Annotated in this window: 15 protein-coding genes and 1 tRNA gene; 2 read left to right on the top strand and 14 right to left on the bottom strand. The window is 49.8% G+C overall.

What is annotated here, in order from left to right:
* A partial coding sequence (locus tag J4G02_08115; GenBank protein MCE2394538.1) for a phytanoyl-CoA dioxygenase family protein occupies positions 1–419 on the bottom strand: 419 nt, incomplete at its 3' end.
* 279 nt (positions 420–698) lie between these two features.
* Between J4G02_08115 and J4G02_08110 the strand changes: the two genes are divergently transcribed.
* Positions 699–950, top strand: a complete 252-nt coding sequence (locus J4G02_08110; protein ID MCE2394537.1) for a hypothetical protein — start codon at positions 699–701, stop codon at positions 948–950.
* Positions 951–1,010: 60 nt separating this feature from the next.
* On the opposite strand, the gene J4G02_08105 is transcribed toward J4G02_08110, so the two are convergent.
* From J4G02_08105 to J4G02_08060, 10 genes are all read right to left on the bottom strand, one after another.
* Positions 1,011–2,501: a sigma-54-dependent Fis family transcriptional regulator gene (locus J4G02_08105; GenBank protein ID MCE2394536.1), complete on the bottom strand. Its 1,491-nt coding sequence runs from the start codon at positions 2,499–2,501 to the stop codon at positions 1,011–1,013.
* A 69-nt stretch (positions 2,502–2,570) separates the two neighbouring features.
* The gene (locus J4G02_08100; protein MCE2394535.1) at positions 2,571–3,353 is read right to left on the bottom strand and encodes an ATP-binding protein; all 783 of its coding nucleotides are present in this window, start codon (positions 3,351–3,353) and stop codon (positions 2,571–2,573) included.
* A 205-nt stretch (positions 3,354–3,558) separates the two neighbouring features.
* Positions 3,559–6,702: a protein translocase subunit SecD gene (gene secD / locus J4G02_08095; GenBank protein ID MCE2394534.1), complete on the bottom strand. Its 3,144-nt coding sequence runs from the start codon at positions 6,700–6,702 to the stop codon at positions 3,559–3,561.
* Positions 6,703–6,725: 23 nt separating this feature from the next.
* Positions 6,726–6,801: transfer RNA gene (locus tag J4G02_08090), tRNA-Arg, on the bottom strand.
* A 42-nt stretch (positions 6,802–6,843) separates the two neighbouring features.
* Positions 6,844–7,359 (bottom strand): adenine phosphoribosyltransferase, encoded by a 516-nt coding sequence (locus J4G02_08085; protein MCE2394533.1) that lies wholly within the window; start codon positions 7,357–7,359, stop codon positions 6,844–6,846.
* Positions 7,360–7,513: 154 nt separating this feature from the next.
* The gene (locus J4G02_08080; GenBank protein MCE2394532.1) at positions 7,514–8,359 is read right to left on the bottom strand and encodes a sugar phosphate isomerase/epimerase; all 846 of its coding nucleotides are present in this window, start codon (positions 8,357–8,359) and stop codon (positions 7,514–7,516) included.
* 36 nt (positions 8,360–8,395) lie between these two features.
* Positions 8,396–8,941 (bottom strand): hypothetical protein, encoded by a 546-nt coding sequence (locus tag J4G02_08075; protein ID MCE2394531.1) that lies wholly within the window; start codon positions 8,939–8,941, stop codon positions 8,396–8,398.
* Between the two features lie 131 nt (positions 8,942–9,072).
* A complete protein-coding gene (locus tag J4G02_08070; protein ID MCE2394530.1) occupies positions 9,073–10,074 on the bottom strand; it encodes a mandelate racemase/muconate lactonizing enzyme family protein in 1,002 nt (333 codons plus the stop codon).
* 350 nt (positions 10,075–10,424) lie between these two features.
* A complete protein-coding gene (xylB, locus tag J4G02_08065; protein MCE2394529.1) occupies positions 10,425–11,912 on the bottom strand; it encodes a xylulokinase in 1,488 nt (495 codons plus the stop codon).
* Positions 11,913–12,219: 307 nt separating this feature from the next.
* The gene (locus J4G02_08060) at positions 12,220–13,011 is read right to left on the bottom strand and encodes a sugar phosphate isomerase/epimerase (protein MCE2394528.1); all 792 of its coding nucleotides are present in this window, start codon (positions 13,009–13,011) and stop codon (positions 12,220–12,222) included.
* Between the two features lie 293 nt (positions 13,012–13,304).
* Here J4G02_08060 and J4G02_08055 point away from each other — a divergent pair, with 293 nt between their 5' ends.
* Positions 13,305–14,087 carry a M55 family metallopeptidase gene (locus J4G02_08055; GenBank protein ID MCE2394527.1) on the top strand — a complete coding sequence of 261 codons (783 nt, stop codon included), beginning with the start codon at positions 13,305–13,307 and terminating at the stop codon, positions 14,085–14,087.
* A gap of 27 nt (positions 14,088–14,114) precedes the next feature.
* On the opposite strand, the gene uppS is transcribed toward J4G02_08055, so the two are convergent.
* Genes uppS through J4G02_08040 form a run of 3 tightly spaced genes read right to left on the bottom strand, consistent with a single transcriptional unit; the run spans position 14,115 to position 18,309 of the window.
* On the bottom strand, positions 14,115–14,930 hold the full coding sequence (uppS, locus tag J4G02_08050; protein ID MCE2394526.1) for a di-trans,poly-cis-decaprenylcistransferase: 816 nt from the start codon (positions 14,928–14,930) through the stop codon (positions 14,115–14,117).
* A 16-nt stretch (positions 14,931–14,946) separates the two neighbouring features.
* Complete coding sequence (locus tag J4G02_08045; GenBank protein ID MCE2394525.1) at positions 14,947–15,882, bottom strand: hypothetical protein; 936 nt, start codon at positions 15,880–15,882, stop codon at positions 14,947–14,949.
* Between the two features lie 48 nt (positions 15,883–15,930).
* Positions 15,931–18,309 (bottom strand): T9SS type A sorting domain-containing protein, encoded by a 2,379-nt coding sequence (locus J4G02_08040; GenBank protein MCE2394524.1) that lies wholly within the window; start codon positions 18,307–18,309, stop codon positions 15,931–15,933.
* Positions 18,310–18,850: the final 541 nt, after the last annotated feature.

Raw genomic sequence — 18,850 nt, 5'->3', positions numbered from 1 at the left:
TGGTCCTGCGGGACAAAGAAGGGCCAAGCGGGTGAGTCTTGGTGCCAGTCGGTCACTGTCCCGTTATAGCGGGGTTTCATCATCAACTGGTCGGTGTAGAGCTTGATGTTGGGACCTAAGAGATCTTCGATGACATCCACAATCTCAGGTTTCTTGGCAACCGCTTGGAAAAGGTCGTCAAAGTAGCAGAGTTGTGTCATCTTGCGGACGGTGTCAAGGCGGGATGTAGTGGTATCCTCACCCTCACGGAACGCCGCCTCAAGTTGGATATAGCGCGATGGCACGTGGGTCACATGCCCTTCAGCGATGTCCTCGCTCCGCTGACGGAGGGCTTCCAGTTCCTCGTCAGATACAACCCGCGTATAGGGCAGGTAACCGTATTCCTGAAAGAACGCTTTCTGATCGGTTGTTAAAGCCATATAATGTCTCCTTTGCTGCACCGTTAATTCGGATGGGATGATATTCTAGAGAGGCTCACGTCAAAAGAAAGTGAAACGTGATGCGTGAAAACTATTAGTAGGAAGGACAGCCACAAGGGCTGCCCCTACAATGGAGGTGTTGGATCTGTGTTAATATCTTTCACATGGGATTGCCCTGCAAACGATGTAATTCTGGGTTGAGATATATGTGATTTTGATGTATAATATATTTCGTTTCAACATACGATGCAATAATACTTAACCACAGGAGATTCAGTTATGAAGTGGGAAAATCACCAAACACTCTTGACAGTTCTGGTCACGCTGGTTGTCGCTATCTTCGGCTTTGCACAGGTGTATATCTTATTCTCTGTCAAGCAGGTGGACAGTCGAATCAATCGACTCGATAATCGAATCACACGACTCGATAATCGAATCAATGAGCGGCTTATACAGATAGAAGATCGACTGGATACACTCACTCAGAACCACATTGATCACCTTGCCCATCACAATCAGGAGAGCGATTAAGCGTCGAGATATGAATCTCGACCTACTCGATTTAGTCCACTAGTTCATTGGTTCATTAGTTCATTTCACGCTTGGGGTGAATTTATCACGTAGTTCATCTGCTTGATCGTTTTTGTTCAGCCAGCCGTAAGATTCTAGTTTGCGATATAGTGTCCGCAAGCCGATTCCGAGTATTTCTGCCGCTCGTTTCTTGTTATTGCCGGTTTCCGCTAATGTCTTGCCGATAGCCTCTTTTTCGATCGCTTCCATTGTCATTCCAACGGTGCCAACTGTCTCATCATCCACATCAATTGAATCTTCCGAATGATCCGGAGCATCGAGATCCAGAGGACTTCCCATTTGAGTATCGGTATCCGAGGACACCTCAGAATCTGTGAAAGTCTCTTGAAATTCGGAGGAGAAATCGTCGAGTTGAAGGGTCTCCGCCCCCGCTAAGATGATGGCAGTTTCGATGACGTTGCGTAATTCACGGATGTTTCCATCCCAAGCGGCATTTTTCAGGTACTCCATCGCTTGGGTGGTGATTCCGGAGACGGGACGGTCATGTTCTTTGCTAAACTCTTTGATGAATGCGCTGACCAGTAGGGGGATATCCTCTCGCCGCTCCCTTAACGGGGGCACCCGAATCGGAAATCGGTTGATGCGGTGATAGAGGTCGTTGCGGAATTTCCCGTTTTTCACCGCCTCCTCAAGATCCGCGTTGGTCGCAGCGATAATACGAACATCGGTTTTGATGGGTCTATCCCCGCCGAGGCGTGTGAATTCCTGTCCTTCTAGTACACGTAGAAATTTTACCTGTGTCTCAGGTCCCATTTCCCCAACCTCGTCTAACAGTAGAGTGCCGCCATTTGCCTGCTCGAACAGCCCTAGTTTGCGGGTAGTTGCCCCGGTGAAAGCGCCGCGTTCATGACCAAACAGCTCGCTTTCAAGCAACTCACGATAAAGTGCGCCACAGTTAATTGTCCGATACGGTTTGTCCTTTCGGCGGCTATGGTTGTGAATTGCGTTCGCGATTAGCTCTTTTCCAACGCCACTTTCGCCACGGATGAGAACGGTTGCATTGGTCGGGGCAACGAGCCGGATCATGCGGAAAAGCTCTCGCATCGGTTTTGAGGTGCCGATGATTTTCGCAAACCCAAACTTGTCGTCAAGCTGTTCTCGTAGATTGACGTTCTGGAGGAAGAGGGATCGTTTTTCGATCGCATTTTTCGCCGTTTGGCGCAAGATGTTAATCTGTATCGGCTTTTCGAGGTAGCCATCTGCCCCTGCCTTCGTGGCTTCGACCGCACTGTCGATCGAACCGTAGCCTGTTAAGATAACCACTTGTGTATAAGGGTCGTTGTCTTTTATGTGCTTGAGCAGATCAATCCCACTCAGATCAGGCATCTTTTCATCCGTGATGACGACATCAACATCTTCAGCGGCTAAGATATTCAATGCTTCGCGTCCACCTGACGCTGCAAAGAGGTCGTAACCTTCGCGCTCAAGCACTTCAATGGCTGCCTCGACGCTCCCCGAATCGTCGTCTACAACAAGGATTTTTGGGATCATCTCATCACCTGATATGTTAGTTCATTGGTTCATTAGTGAGATTAATGAATTTTTGAACGAATGAGCGTTCTACTTGACGGGTAACCAAATGGAGAATTTTGTGCCTTGGCCGGGATTGCTTTCCACATTTACACGCCCACCATGCCCTTCGATAATCTGTTTTACGATTGTGAGACCGACTCCGGTCCCCTCCTCTTTTGTGGAGATGAACAGATCAAAGATTTTGTCAAACTGCTCCGGCTCGATACCTTGACCTGTATCTTCCACCTCAATTTGTACGCCCTCATTTAACGGTTTTGCGCGAACAGTAAGTGTGCCGCCATGTTCTATCGCCTGAACCCCGTTGATAATCAGATTAAGTAATGCCTGCTTGAACTGCGATTGATCGAGTTGAACCGGAGGCAGCGCTTGGATCTCACGATTGACCTGAACGTCCTGCCTTTGTGCCTCTGGTTCATTGAAGTCCAAGACCTCTTCGATAAGCACAGCAAGATCACAGGTTTCAAACGCCAACGGCGGCAGATTTGCATAACGACGAAAATCGGTTAATATTCGATCAAGCCGTTCCACTTCCCTACGGATACGCTGGACACGCTTCTGCAGATCGCTGGAGGAACTCGGTTTCTCAGCGGATAGGTCTTCTTCTAAAATTTGGAGGTTGAGGTTAACGCTGTTGAGCGGATTGCGGATCTCATGGACTAATTCACGGGTGAGGGGAGGTGTCGGTTTAGTGTGCTTATTGCTCAGTTTATGGGCATGCAGGTATCTTCGCCGCCGGGCAACGACAGTTAGGATGCAAACGGCAAGAATCAGAATGAGCCCACTTGAAACCACCCACCAGGTGACGTTCATACGATTTAACAGGAGAGATTTTAAGGGTAACGCAAGTCGCGGTTCGGAGGATCCACCCCCTACCACGTGTTTTGTGTAGGAGGGAATTCCAATTCCCAACTATTGCATCGGTTTCTGATACTTAGTTTATCAACTAGCGTTTAGCGCTATAAGTAGCAGCCCGGAGGAGATTCCCCCGGGCTAACACCGATGGACACATCAGCTACTATGCAGTACTTTCTTGGACTTCTTGAACCTCTATATTTCGCCTTCTTAAGTGCCAGAGATATATGATTGGACTGGCGATGAAAACAGATGAATACGTTCCGACGATTACACCCACGATCAACGCCAGTGCAAAGGTATTAATCTCTTGCCCCGCAGCTGTTTGAAGGAAGATAACGAGAACAACGAAGAGCGTTGTCAACGAGGTCACCACCGTACGGCTCAAAGATTGATTGATACTTCTGTTGATAACTTCAGCGAAGTCGGTGCCTTTGAGCAGCGTACTATTCTCACGAATACGATCAAAGACAACAATCGTATCGTTCAAGGAATAACCGATGATTGTGAGAAATGCAGCAACTGTCGGTAGGTTAATTTCCTTCACGAACACCGAAAAGACACCGAGTGTAATCAACACATCGTGAATCAACGCAGCGATCGCACCGATAGCGAAACGAAATTCAAATCGCCAAGAGATATAAAAAAGCAGGATGACAATCGACCAGATAACAGACCACAGTGCCGCCCATTTAAGGTCTTTGCCAACACTGGGTCCCACCTCATTCACGCTCACAGCACGTGGCACCGCTTGCCAGTCGCCATCTCCTTGTAATAGCGCACCGGTGAGAATCTGTCCGACACTCGCTTGTACCTGTATTTGCGCTGCTTGCGTCAGATCGGCTCCAATTTCGTCCACGAGCGCAAAGGTAATGGTGTCCTCCCCTTCTATAACTTCACTAATCTCATTCCTTAACCGATGGTCTCCTTCGATTAACTGAATCGCATCTCCGGGTTGGAAACGCACCCTCTCCTGCGTGGCACTCACCTGAATGCTCATTGCAGTTGCGTCGCCTGGATCAGCTATCAACGGCACAACGACTCTCTGGCTTTCAAATTCCGTGCTATAGCCGATGTCGATTGAGGCTTCCTGCTTTGCTGCATCCACTTGGATTTTGAAACGCTCGTAGCCCAGTTCTGTCAGTTTCGCAGAGAGTTCTGGTTGGGTTACCGGGCGGTTAAATTTGGCGTAGGTCTTGACGCCGCCCCGAAAATCAATTCCAAAATTTGGGCCATTATGGAGGACGAGCGAAACTACACCAATAATAATGAGGATTGCAGATACAGTAAATCCCATTCGGCTCCTGCTAAGAAAACTGATCGTTGTGTTTCTGATAACCTCTCGTCCGATACTTAACCTCTCGACATTTCGACCGCCAAGCACCCAACCGTAAATTTCTCGTGTGACAACAATGGCGGTAAACATGCTGGCAAAGATACCGACTCCTAACGTAACAGCGAACCCCTTGATGGGACCTGTTCCGAAATGGTAGAGTACAGCGGCAACAGCTAACGTCGTTACGTTGGCGTCAAGGATTGTCCAGAAAGCTTTCTGGTAGCCGGTCTGGATTGCAGACCATACAGTTTTGCGGGTGCGTAGTTCCTCACGGATACGTTCAAAGATAAGCACATTTGCATCAACCGCCATGCCGATGGTCAAAACAAGCCCTGCCAGCCCGGGCAGCGTCAAAGCTGCACCAAACCCGGCGAGTGCCCCCAAAATAATGAGCATATTAAATGCCAGTGCAGTAATCGCAACGATACCTGAAAATCGGTAATAGATTAACATGAAAATCAGAACGATTCCCATGCCGATAACTGCGGCGCGGACGCCATCGTCGATTGCTTCTTGACCAAGCGTTGGTCCCACGGTTCGCTCTTCGGCAATTTTTACGCCGACGGGGAACGCTCCTGCTTTGAGGATATTCGCTAGATATTGGGCTTCCTCAAAGGTAAAATCTCCAGAGATTTGGGCATTTCCGCCGAGAATGGGTTCGTTGATTCGCGGTGCAGATTGGATCTTGCCATCAAGCAGAATGGCTAAAAGTTCGCCGACATGGTTGGTGGTCATTTCACCAAACTTCCGGCTGCCCTGCGAGTCAAAACTCATAGACACAACGATCTCGAAACTGGTATTGCCTTGGGTTTCGCGTGCATTCTTAATTCGATCGCCGCTCAGTAGGACTGGACTCTGGACAACATACCAGCTATTTGCCAGAGATGTTCCATCGTCGTTATGGTATCGAATCTCGGTCCCTTCGGGAATATCGTCAGGCGGTGGGGTATCCGCCGATCCGGTCCAAGCAATCGCACCGGCGGGACTCTTTTCCACCAACTTAAACTCGAGTCGTCCCATCGTCTTGACAATCTGGAGCGGTTTTGACGAGTCTTTCGCGCCGGGCAATTCAACGATGATTCGGGGGCGGTTGGCTTCACGTCGAATCGACGGTTCGGCAACGCCGAATGCATCAATACGGTTTCGTAGCACCACCATAACTTGGTCAATCGCTTGTTCGCTATACTGCCCCAAGCCGGATTCATCCAAGCGAATCTGATAGGTGACTTCCGTGTCGGTCCTATTAACTTCTTGGGGATCGTCAAAGAACTCCAAATCCTGAAGATTTTCCTGTGCTGTTTTCAGATATTCTGCTTGTTCGGTTGGATCCGAAAGCCGTTTCGGGATGCCCACAACGACATTCAGCGCATTTTCCTCTAAGACCGGTTCTGCTACCCTGCAATGAATCTTATCTGCCCGCAATCGCTCAGGTATCGAAGAAGCACGTCCCTTTAACAATTCGATTTTTGACTCCTCAAGATCGACTTCAAGGACGAGGTGAACGCCGCCCCTGAGATCGAGACCGAGTTTTAAGCGATTATCCGGTATCAAGCGACGGACGATTGTTGGAATACTGCCGTACAGATGTAAACCTTCCAAAACCCTTTCAAGATCGGCTCTACTCTTTGAGGACAAGAAATTGACGACGAAGTCTCGTTCTTCTGTTATATCAAATTGATAATCGATCGCCTCCTCAAATCCGTTAGCCTCTAACCTTTTCGCCAAGATTTCCTCGAGCTCCATTGTTGCATCCTGCAAGTTGATGCCCTCCGGGTATTCGACTTCCTGCAGGCTTACCCTTAACGAATTTTCATCGGTCGCTTCAAATCTGGGGAGTCTCTCCTGCATCCAGAGCGAGAGATTTCCGTATAGGGGATTGTAAAAGTTCTCCGGGGTCGGGATGAGGTACAATGCTGAAAATACGAGTACCACAATGATTAAAATTAATTTCCATATACTAACGCTGTACATTCATTTCTCCTCGGAATAAAAAATGGTGCGCCTGGGAGGATTCGAACCCCCGCCACGAGGCTTAGGAAGCCCCTGCTCTATCCCCTGAGCTACAGGCGCAGCTCGGCTAACAACAACGGGATAGTATAGCATATCAAGGGGTCAAAATTCAATTAGAGAAAAAATATCCTGATCCGGGAATTTTTCGCGACCATTGAGGAAGGTCAGTTCAATTAGGACTGCAATCCCGGCAACTTCGCTACCGAGTTTTTCAACAAGTTCAATCGAAGCAGCGATTGTACCGCCCGTTGCAATCACATCGTCACAGATGAGGACGCGACTTCCTTGAGCACAAGCGTCCTGATGAATTGCGAGGGTATCAACCCCATACTCCAGTTCATAGCTGGCTTCATGCGTACGATAGGGGAGTTTTCCGCTTTTGCGGACGGGAACAAAGCTAACCCCCAAGCGATAGGCAAGCGCACTGCCGAAAATAAAGCCGCGTGCATCAATGCCCACTACCACATCAACATTTTTCGGTTTGTAGTGGGCTGCCATCGCATCCACTGCATCGCGGAAGGCGTGTGGATTTTGCAGCAGCGGGGTAATATCTTTGAAAAGGATTCCCGGCTGTGGAAAATCGGGAACCTCCCGAATAAATTTGGAAAAATCGGTCATAAGTGTACTCCGTTCTACAGAAATAGCAAAAAATAAAGGCTCATATTAAAAGAATGTGCAAAATGCTAAAAGCGTAAAACGTAAAAAATGAACTAGTGACCTAAATCGGGTTCTGTTGCACGATTTGCTGACATGAACCAAAAGTGAAATAGGCTTAACTGGCTGCCCTTGTCTCAAAATCTGCAAGCTGCGTCAGGTAATCATAGCTCTGCTGTGCGGCGTCCTCCGGCTCCATGATCTCGGTGAATGCCTGATGCACCGTCACATAGCCGTTGTAACCAATCTCTGCCAACCCTTCAAACACACTCGAAAAGTCGATTCCGCCTTCGTCTTGCAGGCGAATCGGATCATGCGGGACATCCCCGCGAATCCACGTCTCAAGATGCGTTTTTCCTTCGGGACGCCGTATATGGTTTTGGAGATAAACGTTAAACAGATAAGGTGAAAACCGCTTGAGCGTTTCGGGACCGTAATCCTGTCCGCAGAGGTCTAAATTTGCTGGCTCGTAGATGATGCCGAAGTTGTTTCTTCCCACCCGCTTCAGGCTATCGACTGAGCCATCCACTGTTTCAAACAGGCTGCGCGTATGCGACTGATGCGCCAACCGGATGCCTCGCTCGCGGGCTTCGTCGGATGCGCGTTTCGCCCAGTTGATGTCCTCCTCCTTCTTCATCGCAATCCGGATTAGGTTGGCACCCAGCAGATCGGTCAGATCCAGATAAGGTGTGATGTTTCGTAGGGCATCGGGTCCTTGGTCGTTGTTGATCGGAATTGGGAAATCTCCGGTAACCATTGACACAGCGAGGTTGAGTTCGCGAGCTTTCTGGCGGATAGCGGTGATTTGCTGGAGTGGTGTCTGTATCCCTGCCTGCGATGCCCGCATGCAAACGGCACTATAACCGAGCTGATCAGCGAGTGCAGCAATTTCGCCGAAGGATCGGATAGTTTCTTCTTTGGATCCGGGCGCTTCTGCGACCCGAACCGAGAGTGAAAGTCTCATCTTTTGAAACATCTCCTTTTCAGTTAAGCACTTGCTTCAGAAGCGGTACGGTATCCCTCCGAATCCCATTCTGAATTCGTCGTAATGACGTCTTCTGAGCACCTCCGGGAGCCGAAGTTCCGGCAGTTTTATATCTTTAAACGCAACACGTTGGTCAGGCGTTAAATCAGCTTGTATTTCACGGATCAGCCCCGAGATTTCTTTGGCATATTGCCGTCGTTGTGCGGCAAACCTTCTGAGTTTGATTCTTAGCTCATGCCATTCAAGCCGTACACCCCGGTCCACGCGCCCACCTTCATATCGGCTCATTCGAGGTAAGCTAGCACGGGCGTAGTAACTGCGATATGCAGCCTCTACTTCGTCTCGTTCAAACTCGTAATCCTCAACGATGTCCCGGATGTGCACAATCTTGGGTTCGATGCCCTCTCGCTGTTCCTTCGATAAGTTAAGCGCGTTGCTGCTGTCAGGCAGATTGATCAGTTTTACCCCTCCGCCACAGCCAAGAACTAGCAGACTGAGAATAAACAGCGCGACCCGTGAAACGTGATGCGTGAAACGTGATGCGTGAAAGGTGAAAATCATTGGTTCATTTACTCAGTTGATTGGTTCATTAGGACATCGGTACATTAATGAACGAGTGAACTAATGAACCAAATCGGTTTCTGTTGCACGCTTTCTTACTATGAGACGTTATTGAAACACGATGCAACAACTCACTCCCGACAGTTATCTAGCAGGTCTTCATCAAGCTCAATTCCCAACCCCGGCGTATCGGGTACGGTTGCGTAACCATTCTCCATCTGGACTGCTGGCGAGACGATATCAAACGCTCGCAGGCAATTCAGCGTAATTGATGACATGGTGGCGTTGGGCATCGTGGCAGCAAGATGGATTAGATAGGTGGTCGTTATTCCCATCCCGACAATCTGAATCCAGAGCGGCAAATGGGCAGATTCAGAAATTGATGCTTCACGCTTGGCGTTAGCAGCCCGCGAATCCGGGTACGCGATGATAAAGGAGTCGTTCATGCCCGCCTTGATCGCTTCGACGGGATCGGGATTGCCGAAGTGTATTGTGATCGGCATATCACAGCCGCGTCGAATCTCTAGGTATCCGTCAATATCGCCCTGGGGAATAGGTGATTCAAACGCTTCGATATTGTAATCCCGGAGTTTTTTCGCAACTTCAATAGACTTCGCCGGCGTCTCAAACGAGTCGTTGGGGTCAATCCGCAGCTTGTAATCGGACGGCACGACCTCAGTGATCGCTTGCACTTGCTCGATGATATCATGCCATGGACGTGCCTTGATTTTGTGGAGCCGGTATCCGATCGAATAGGCGCGTTTGGCTTCTTCTGCCCACTCTGCGGGCGGCATATCGATCGACCAGTATCCGATTGCGACCTTATCCTGAACCTTGTCGCCCACTAGTTGATGAACCGGCACACCGAGCGCCTTTCCCATGATGTCATAGGCAGCTTGTTGGAACGGTGTTGGTGCCAGCCCATTCATGAATTCAAACGGGTCGCTGCCGACGTACTGTTGAAGTTCCTCGTTGGGCTGCCCTTCGGCTTCACCGATACCAACGAGTCCCGCGTCGGTATGGACTTTATAGACGGTGTTTCCTTGGTACAGATTCCGTTCGACCATCATTTCGGTGATGCCCTCATGATACGGAACATTGACCGGTATCGCTTCGATCTGGGTAATCTTCATGGTGTCGTGTCTCCTCTCACGGTTTATCGATTTAGGGTTGTTTAATCCGCTTAGGGATCTTTACCGTATTCAGTCCTTCTATAAACATATCGCTCATCAATCCTATGGAACACATGTCGCCCCGCTGGGGCTTGGGAGAATTGGTTTGCCGATGTTCTATAAACATGCCGCTCCGCTGGGGCTATGGGTCGGGCAAGTCCGAGAGGATTCATCCGAGCCGAAACCAAGCATGACCGCGGATGCCCAACCTACAGGGTATAGGAATCGATCTTATTCCACCACATATAACGAGCAACTGGGGTTATTCTACATCGGAACTCTGAAAAGGCTAAACGCCCTTTGAAAGGTTGTCACTGGCGAAACCAATTCTTGAGTGTTGGATACAATTCACAATATCGCTGATAGTACGCCTCATATTGCTGCACCCGCCCCGCATCACACCCGATTGTCTCGCCCAACACAATCGCCTTTTCACATGCAGATTCAAAGTCCGAAAACACGCCAACGCCAATTCCTGCAATTATTGCCGCGCCGACAGCGGAAACCTCCCGTGTCTCCATTATCCGCACATCTTGACCGAAAACGTCGGCTTGAATCGCGCTCCAGAGAGCGGATTTCGCCCCACCTTCACCGATGCGGAGTTCGTCGATTGGGGAACCCAACCGTTTGAAACACTCAAGTGAGTGTCGCAGGTCAAAGGCTACCCCCTCCATCAACGCCCGAATCATGTGCCCCTTTGTGTGGTGCAACGTCAAGCCGATCCAACCAGCACGTGCGTGGGGATCAGGGTTCGGCGTTGCTGCTCCCTGAAACCAAGGCATGAAAAACAGCCCATCACTGCCGACAGGTGCGCTTTCAGCATGCGCCGTCAAGTCCTCAAAGCGTTCGCCGAACTGGTCACGCGCCCATGCCAGACTCCGTCCGCCGGTATATGTGCAGCCAAGCCAGATGTATTTCCCCGGCACGGCGTGGCAGATGGGCCAAAGCTGATTGTACCCTTCATCGCTAATGCTCTCAGCAAAAGCCAAGGCGTGCCCCGCTGTACCGATTCCGACATTGGCGATTCCCGGTTTGATAACACCGCCGCCCACTGCCATACATGCCATATCGCCCGCGCCGGCGCAGACGGGTGTTCCTGCTGCGAGTCCGGTTGCTTCTGATGCCTCCGTCGTGATTTCGCCAACCACCATAGTGGATTCAACGACGGGGGGAAAGAGATCACGGCGAACTTCGAGTGCATCTAAGATTTCACCGCTCCAATCTCGTGTGTAGATGTCTCCAGCCGCCGATATCGAGGCGTCCGACACGTCCGACACAAAGTTGCCTGTCAGCCGGAATCGTATCCAATCCTTCTGAATGAGGGCATAACGGGCATCGTTATAGAGGTCCGGCTCATTCTCGCGTAGCCAGAGAATCTTTCCCAACGTGTTGACGGGATTAAGAACCTGTAGTACCCGCTTGCGGAATAGGTCGCCAGCCCGTTGGTTCGCCTCGTCGCACTCCCGCTTTGAGCGTGCATCCAACCAAGCAATCGCACGGCGGATTGGAACCCCTTGGGCATCTACGAGCATCGCGCTGTTCATCTGTCCCGAAAGCGACACACCTTTGATGTCGTGGATCGAATAAGCGGGATGCCTCGTCTTGAGTTCCGCGAGCACTTGACGGCTTGTGTCGCACAGCGCGTTCCACCAATCGTCGGGATTCTGCTCCGCCCAACCGGGGTGTGGCGTCAACAACGGATAGTCCGCGCTCGCCATTGCAACGATATGACCTGCTTCGTTCATCAAAACCGTTTTGGCATTTGAGGTGCCGAGGTCAATTCCCATAACCAGTGACACAGTTTCTCACCTCTTTGGCGTGATGCGTGGTGCGTAAAACGTAACGCGTGATGCGTAATTGCACACGCTGTCATAAGTTGAAGATTAAGAGAGGGTTGGACCGATAAGCGGACTAGGTTGTAGGCGGGAGCAAGCGGAGGCATCAACCTTGATCACTCAACAGTAGATATGTTCTCGGAGGTGTTTTGATACCACTTGCAAGATTCGCAGCCAAGCGTGTGTATATCCTAATTGTTATAATTCAGGAATATCGGGCTGCACGGATTCCAACGCCTCCGTGCAGCCCTGAATCCTTACGTTTTACGCCCTAATACCCCAGCTGCTGGAGATATTCCCGATTCACTCGCATCCGATCCTGATCAGATCGCTCTTCGATTTGACCGGGACAGGCGGTCACCCAGCGATCATATCCGATCTCTTCCAAGGTTGTCATAATTTTGGGAAAGTCCATCACCGTCCCACTGCCGACATCAACCCAATTCACATCGTAAGACTCGCCATCGCCGCCGGAGTAGTTCGCATAGTCTTGAAGGTGAACGTAGATTAGCTGATCCTTGTAACGCTTTATCGACTCGACAGGGTCATATCCCCACAGCGCCGAGTGCGAAACGTCGATGCACAGCTTGCACTTTCTGAGCAGACTCATATATTTCGCCCAGTCCTCAATCGAATCAATTGTTGTGTTGGTATGGATGTGGTAACACACCTCTAGATCGTACTGTCCGGCGTATTCCGCCCATTCCTCCGAAACATCTGCCAACGCAGCGATGTCGTCGTCATTGACAGGACGGTCTTGTGGTTTGCCAGCTCCCATGAACATGAAGCAGTCCGCACCGACTTCGGCAGCGAAGTCCATCCGGCGTTTGTTCATCTCCATCTGCTCCCAATCCTTGTCAATCGGGAGTCCCCGTGCGGTGACAACGACGACGGGCATACCGACATTATCACAGACCTGTCGGACCCGTTTTGGTGTGCCGACCCAATCGAAGGATTGGCGCATCTCCCATCCATCCCAACCGGCTTCCTTGAGTTCTAACAGAAGCGGTTCGAGGTCAGGTGTCTGCCAGCGTAACGTACTATAACCAAGTTTGAAACCCATAATCTAGCCTCCATAATACAATCTGTAAAGTGGATCTGAACAGCTGCTTTTTAAGATTCACAGGGTCATTTAGTGAGGTGTCGGGATTCAGGGATTTCTCCTAAACGCCCCTATGAGGTCAGCGAAAAGATTGACAAATCAACGAACAAGAGTATAATAGCCGATTGCGAATCCACCGTAACGCCTTACAGGCTTGTAATCGCCAAGTTTTCTTCGTAGGCGTTTCGCGAAGTTATTATGAAACAGATGTGGTTAGTTGTCAAGGATTTTCTGAAGATCAAGGGGAGAAGGACATGCGAATATTTATACTCGGTGATTTGGAAGGTGCCGCCGGTGTCGTCGATTTTCACCAACAGACCTATAACGATGCGAAGTACTACGAGCAGGCGAAACGGCTCTCCACATTGGAGGTGAACGCACTCGTTGAGGGCACGTTGGAGAGCGGAGCGCAGGAGGTGTGGTTTTTAGATGGGCACGGTCCAGGAGGGATTGACTATGAACTGATGCACGCGGAGGTACAGATGATCATTGGTCGTCCAATTTCGGCGCCTTGGGGGTTGGATGAGTTGTTTGATGCGTTTTTTCTTTACGGGCATCACTCAATGGGAAATACAGAACGCGGTGTCCTGTGTCATAGCTGGAGCTCGCGCACAATTGCCAACTGCTGGCTTAACGGGGAACTGATTGGGGAGATTGGGTTTAACGCCGCGGTCGCAGGCTCGTTCGGCATTCCAACGGTATTCATCAGTGGGGACGATACCGCCATCGCTGAAACGCAGCGATATGTGCCAAATATCGTGTCGGTCATGACAAAGAAGGGACTCTCGCAAACAAGTGCGTTGTCGCTCGCACCCGCAAAGGCGAGGGAACTCTTGCGAGCTGGGGGAAAAACGGCAATGGAGAAAATTGGGGAAATTGAGCCGTTTACGATTGATCCGCCTTACGAATTTATCACAGAGCTGCTGGAGGAAACGGCGGTTGATGCGAAAGCGAAACGGTCAGATGTTGAGCGGCTGGATTCTCATAGATACAAGATTGTCGGCGACACACTCATTGAAATTGCACACCGCCGGTAGTGCTTTCAACGGGGCAGCGCATACAGCCTATCTTCCAAATCGCCGTTCCCGATTGCTATAGTTACGGATCGCCCGCAGGAAGTCAATCTTTCTGAAGCCGGGCCAATAGGTGTCGCAGAAGTAGTATTCCGAATAGGCACTCTGCCAGAGCATGAAGCCACTGAGCCGAATCTCTCCACTGGTTCGGATAATCAGATCTGGATCCGGCAGATTGGAAGTGTAGAGATGTGCGGTAATCTTATCGGCACTCAGTTCTGCTGATATTTCGTCCGGCGCTTTACCTTCTGCCAATTCCGATTTCAAGTGACGCCGGAACGCCTCGACGATTTCCTCGCGCCCACCATAAGCCACAGCAACATTGAGAATAAATTTCTCGTAGTTCTTTGTCGCCTCCTCCACATCACGAATGGCTTCTTGGAGGCTCGGCGGCAGTAACTCAAGGTTCCCCATAGGACGCACCTTAATCTGATTGGTGTGGAGCCCTTCAATGGTGAGAAGTGATCGCATCTTTGTCTCGATGACGTTGAAAATCTCTGCCACTTCCTCCTCTTCGCGGTTGGTGAAGTTGTCAAGTGAACAGATCCAGATTGAGACAATTTTGACACCCAATTCGTCGCACCAATGGAGTACCTCCTCTAGCTTATCCCCGCCTTCGGAGTGTCCGTACTGCCGTTTAGCAGCGTCAAAAAAGCCTTCTGTTTTTGCGTACCGACGGTTCCCATCCAAGATAATTCCGATATGATAAGGAATCTGCCACTGGCTCGCTTCCCGCTCAAGGCGTTTCTGATAGAGGACATAGAATAATTGCTTAATTCTCTTTTTTATGAATTGTAATGGCTGCATAATGGATAAATATAGACTACCGTGAGAGATCGTCGGGGAGTTCAAATTGACTCAACTCAAAATCTCCAGAAAAGAGCAGATTGGTCACTGTTCCCTCTGGTAATTCCCTTTGGGTCAATAGATAGGTATACTGATGCTTGACAACGCCGATATTCGGAACCACCCAATACTTGGCGGGTTGATATTTCGTGGCCTCCCACCTCTCAAAGTCGTCCGATATTTTTCGCGCTGGCAGTTCCGACAGACCGACAATCTCCTCTTCAACCAAGTAAGCATTATTGTAAATTCCGGCGGGCACCGTTACCGAGACATTTGCAGCAATAACACGGCGGAGCACCCGACGTACTGGTGACGTTTTGGTTTCAAAGACGGTCCACTCTTTTCCGGTCTGCAAAGGAAAGTCCCAGAGGCGGCGCGGCGGGAAATGCTTCTGGGGTGGCACAGTACTGTTAAGAACATCAAACGCTGATTCGATATAGGTCCGCGGTGTTTTTAAGAAATAAGTTCCGGCAATTGGCAAATCAATGTCCCCAAAATCGAAACCAAACCGATAGTAGAGTCCATTCGCGGTAAGATGATCGACCGGTATTCGGTAGACATTCGCCTGTTCTCCGCGCTCCGTGAGGACGCTACCACTGATTTCACTGACAGTTGCCCGGCGGTGGGTGATCCCGCCAATATCTCGGACACCTTCGATTCTAATTGTAAAGGTTTCTCTTATCAGACCCAAGATGTCTATGGCTTCGCTAGTATTATACAGTCGCAACCCAGCACTGACATAGGTCCAAGCGGAGCCATTGTTTGTGGGGAACTCGGAGGCTTGAAGTCCCGCGCTGAGAGGGGGCGAAAATTCTACTTCACCGTGTGGGTCGATCAGGCCCTCCTCGCCACAACTGAGGATAGACAGTATTACAAACGAAAAAATAGATACAATAACGATGTTCTTTATCACCTTAAACAAACTCCCTAGCGTGAAGGAACGCAATTGCGTTTTATATCTCTATTTAAGAATCGCCATCTTTCGCATGGAGGCATAATCGCCAGCTTTCAGCACATAGAAGTAGACACCACTGGTAGCCCGCTCTCCCAATTGGTTGCGCCCATCCCAGTAAACTGCTTTATCCCTACTGATATACTGTCCACGCTGTTTCATACCGACGTGCAATGTTCGTACCAATTGGCCTGATATATTGTAGATTTCAACTGATACGGAGGCCTCCTCACCTAATTCGTAAGGGATCCAAACGTCTGGATTGAACGGATTCGGATAACTTTGGAAGAGTCGAGTCTGCATCGGGGCAGCAGGGATGTCCGGTGGATTAAAGATGGGAGTAATACCGTTTGGGTCAATGCTCGGCATGCCCATGATGCCGATTGCATCGACAGGCACAACAGCATAAAAGTAGCGCGTGTTCACTGGATCGAAACTGGTGCTAGCCACATTAATATCTTGAAATATCGTTGTGTCTTCAAAGTACGTATCGGTTGCGTTGACCCGTCCGGCAATATTGATGTCAGCATCGGGGATGCCATCTTCATTCCGATCTGCGGCGTTCAGCACCTCCGCAGCGGTCTGGAATGGCATCGGCTCATCGGTTTCAATCAACGATGTATATCGCTTTCGGACGATAGCTACCTCACGAATATCCGTCAAATCTTCGAGCTGCCACTGTACACGCACGCTGGCGTCCCCCTCTTGTGAAAGGGTAGGCGTCGAAAGGGCCCCAGCGGGCGGACGACCTGCCATATAGCTCACAGAGCCACCAAAGGTGCCGCCGGGGATCACCACCTCCTCGACATCCGGACGCAGATTAATCAGGATGAGTGTGATTTTCTTAATATCGCCCCCAAAATCGCTGAATGTGATCTGTCCTTCCTGAGAACGGTGGTAGGTGAATGCCTCCCGGATTTCGTGGGTGCCATCCCGTTTTTCAACGATAAACTTTGCGCCCCAACCACGCACCCCTAAAATATCGAGTCGATCCAACTCTCCCTGAATTGCAGCTCGGTCTGTAACCTCAAGAAAACTCATGTCAATTGGAGCGATATCTGCACCATCAACCTTAACCGCAAATTCGTTCATCACAATACCGGGGGTAGGTTCAAAAATAATATAACGGGACGAGAAGGGTTCCGGCATCGCCTCTGAATCCCAATCAACGCGGATAGGGTAGGTGTTGTGCACATCGTGCGGGTGAATCACAACCGGCGGAAAACGGTGCCCATTGAAATAGTGCTTTCCATCATCGCGATTATGCGTGAAGTAGTTCCACTCAGTAAACGTCTTAAACGCTTCAACTAGCGTTGTACCATGATTGGTAAAGGCGTCCAAAAAGTTACCGAATTCGCGGTAAGAACCAGTGGTTGCATCCTCATAAATCTGGCGGACAATATCGACATCGAATCGCTCCGTCATGTAAAATACCCAGATCACAGCTGCATATTCGTGCAAACCGACGCGACTGTCGAGAGCGATGTCAGGTTGATCCAAAAAGATGCCCAGTTGTCTGGCATAATAGTCGTAGGCATCGGTCTCACCGATTTCATCAGGATCTGGGATATCGTCAAGATCTTCAATCCGCCCGCCATCGTATACCTTCGACTCAATCCATGTTGCAGAGGCTTCCATGAACCAACCCGGCATGCGTGCATTGTAGGCAAACTGAATCCCGTGCAGGAATTCATGCGCTGTAGTCGTTTCGATGAAGCGGATGGCCTCTAACTTACCGAAATAGTCGTACAGACGGGAATTTATTGCAAAATAGGGACCGAAAGTCACGACAGTCGGTAATACCCGTCCATTGAACCAATTCGTCGTTGTAAAACCGAGTGCCGGAAACTGAAATAGGTACACATCATATTTATGATTGCCACCATTATCGACATCCCAAAAATCATCAAAAGGCTTTTTGAAGCCCATTAGATTGACCTCGATATGGAAAGATCGCTCGTGTGCTTCGGCACATATATCGACGTAATCTGGCACACCGTTCATGGGATTAACGTCTTCGAGCGGTGGCGCATGTGGACCAACGGTGGTGTAGTGGAATCGAAAATGGGCTGTGTCAAACTTCCTTGGCAGATTGACGGAGCCGTAGGGACTGCCCGGCTGCCCTGGCCGAAGGAAGATCCCCTGAAACTCGCGCTGAATCACCACGGGCAGGCGATCCCAATTTTGAGCAAGGATATTGAAGGTGTCTGTGAAACACTCCTCAATTTCATGGGGGGCATAATGCGACTTGGGATTGATATATTTTCGGGCGGACCGAATGGCGCTATACAATCCCGGATCGGGGGGGCGTGCATCAACCGGTGCAGGCGCGGCAGCCAAAATTCCAAAGGTCAATGCCAAAGATAAGAAAAATTTTAAATGGGTCACTTACATCCCTCTAAATCAGGTTATTTAGGCGTGTATCAATTGGATCAAGATAAGTCATATGTTGGCAATAATAACATCTTGTCTCTCTTTTTGTCAACAACTTTGGGAAGCGGATGAGGGTAAGCGCATTAAGGTTTTCGCTTCCACCTGTTTACCTCCTATGTTATAATGGAAGATACTGATTTATCCTACTCTGAGTGAAAAACATAGTATACAAAATTTGTTGATTTTTCAGTGTGCGGATTGATGCAGTTCATTCCTAGTAAATCCGTTGGGGCAATTAAGGGGTAAACGTCTCTAGAATGGGGAGAGGTTGACTATCCTGTAAAAGGGAAAGCGCAGCTGCGATGAGCTTGTGGTGCAGTGCCGGATTGTTCGGCTCGCCCAGTGGGTAACCGAAGGGATACGGCACAGCAAGGGCACGGGGGGGTTTGATCTGCTCGGTAATGCTCCGAACCAAAGTAATCGAAACGGTTGAAATACCCACCTCCTCAATGGCACGTTGAATCAGTCCAACGGACTGGTTGCACAGCGGTCAGAC

Source organism: Candidatus Poribacteria bacterium (assembly GCA_021295755.1).
In the GTDB taxonomy this organism is placed as follows: Bacteria; Poribacteria; WGA-4E; order WGA-4E; family PCPOR2b; genus PCPOR2b.
This window is presented reverse-complemented; position numbering and strand designations above follow the sequence as displayed.

Excerpts from the sequence above, each read along its gene's own strand:
- J4G02_08110 (MCE2394537.1), top strand. The coding sequence starts at position 699 with ATGAAGTGGGAAAATCACCAAACACTCTTGACAGTTCTGGTCACGCTG.
- J4G02_08105 (MCE2394536.1), bottom strand. The coding sequence starts at position 2,501 with ATGATCCCAAAAATCCTTGTTGTAGACGACGATTCGGGGAGCGTCGAG.
- J4G02_08100 (MCE2394535.1), bottom strand. The coding sequence starts at position 3,353 with ATGAACGTCACCTGGTGGGTGGTTTCAAGTGGGCTCATTCTGATTCTT.
- secD (MCE2394534.1), bottom strand. The coding sequence starts at position 6,702 with ATGTACAGCGTTAGTATATGGAAATTAATTTTAATCATTGTGGTACTC.
- J4G02_08085 (MCE2394533.1), bottom strand. The coding sequence starts at position 7,359 with ATGACCGATTTTTCCAAATTTATTCGGGAGGTTCCCGATTTTCCACAG.
- J4G02_08080 (MCE2394532.1), bottom strand. The coding sequence starts at position 8,359 with ATGAGACTTTCACTCTCGGTTCGGGTCGCAGAAGCGCCCGGATCCAAA.
- J4G02_08075 (MCE2394531.1), bottom strand. The coding sequence starts at position 8,941 with ATGATTTTCACCTTTCACGCATCACGTTTCACGCATCACGTTTCACGG.
- J4G02_08070 (MCE2394530.1), bottom strand. The coding sequence starts at position 10,074 with ATGAAGATTACCCAGATCGAAGCGATACCGGTCAATGTTCCGTATCAT.
- J4G02_08060 (MCE2394528.1), bottom strand. The coding sequence starts at position 13,011 with ATGGGTTTCAAACTTGGTTATAGTACGTTACGCTGGCAGACACCTGAC.
- J4G02_08055 (MCE2394527.1), top strand. The coding sequence starts at position 13,305 with ATGCGAATATTTATACTCGGTGATTTGGAAGGTGCCGCCGGTGTCGTC.
- uppS (MCE2394526.1), bottom strand. The coding sequence starts at position 14,930 with ATGCAGCCATTACAATTCATAAAAAAGAGAATTAAGCAATTATTCTAT.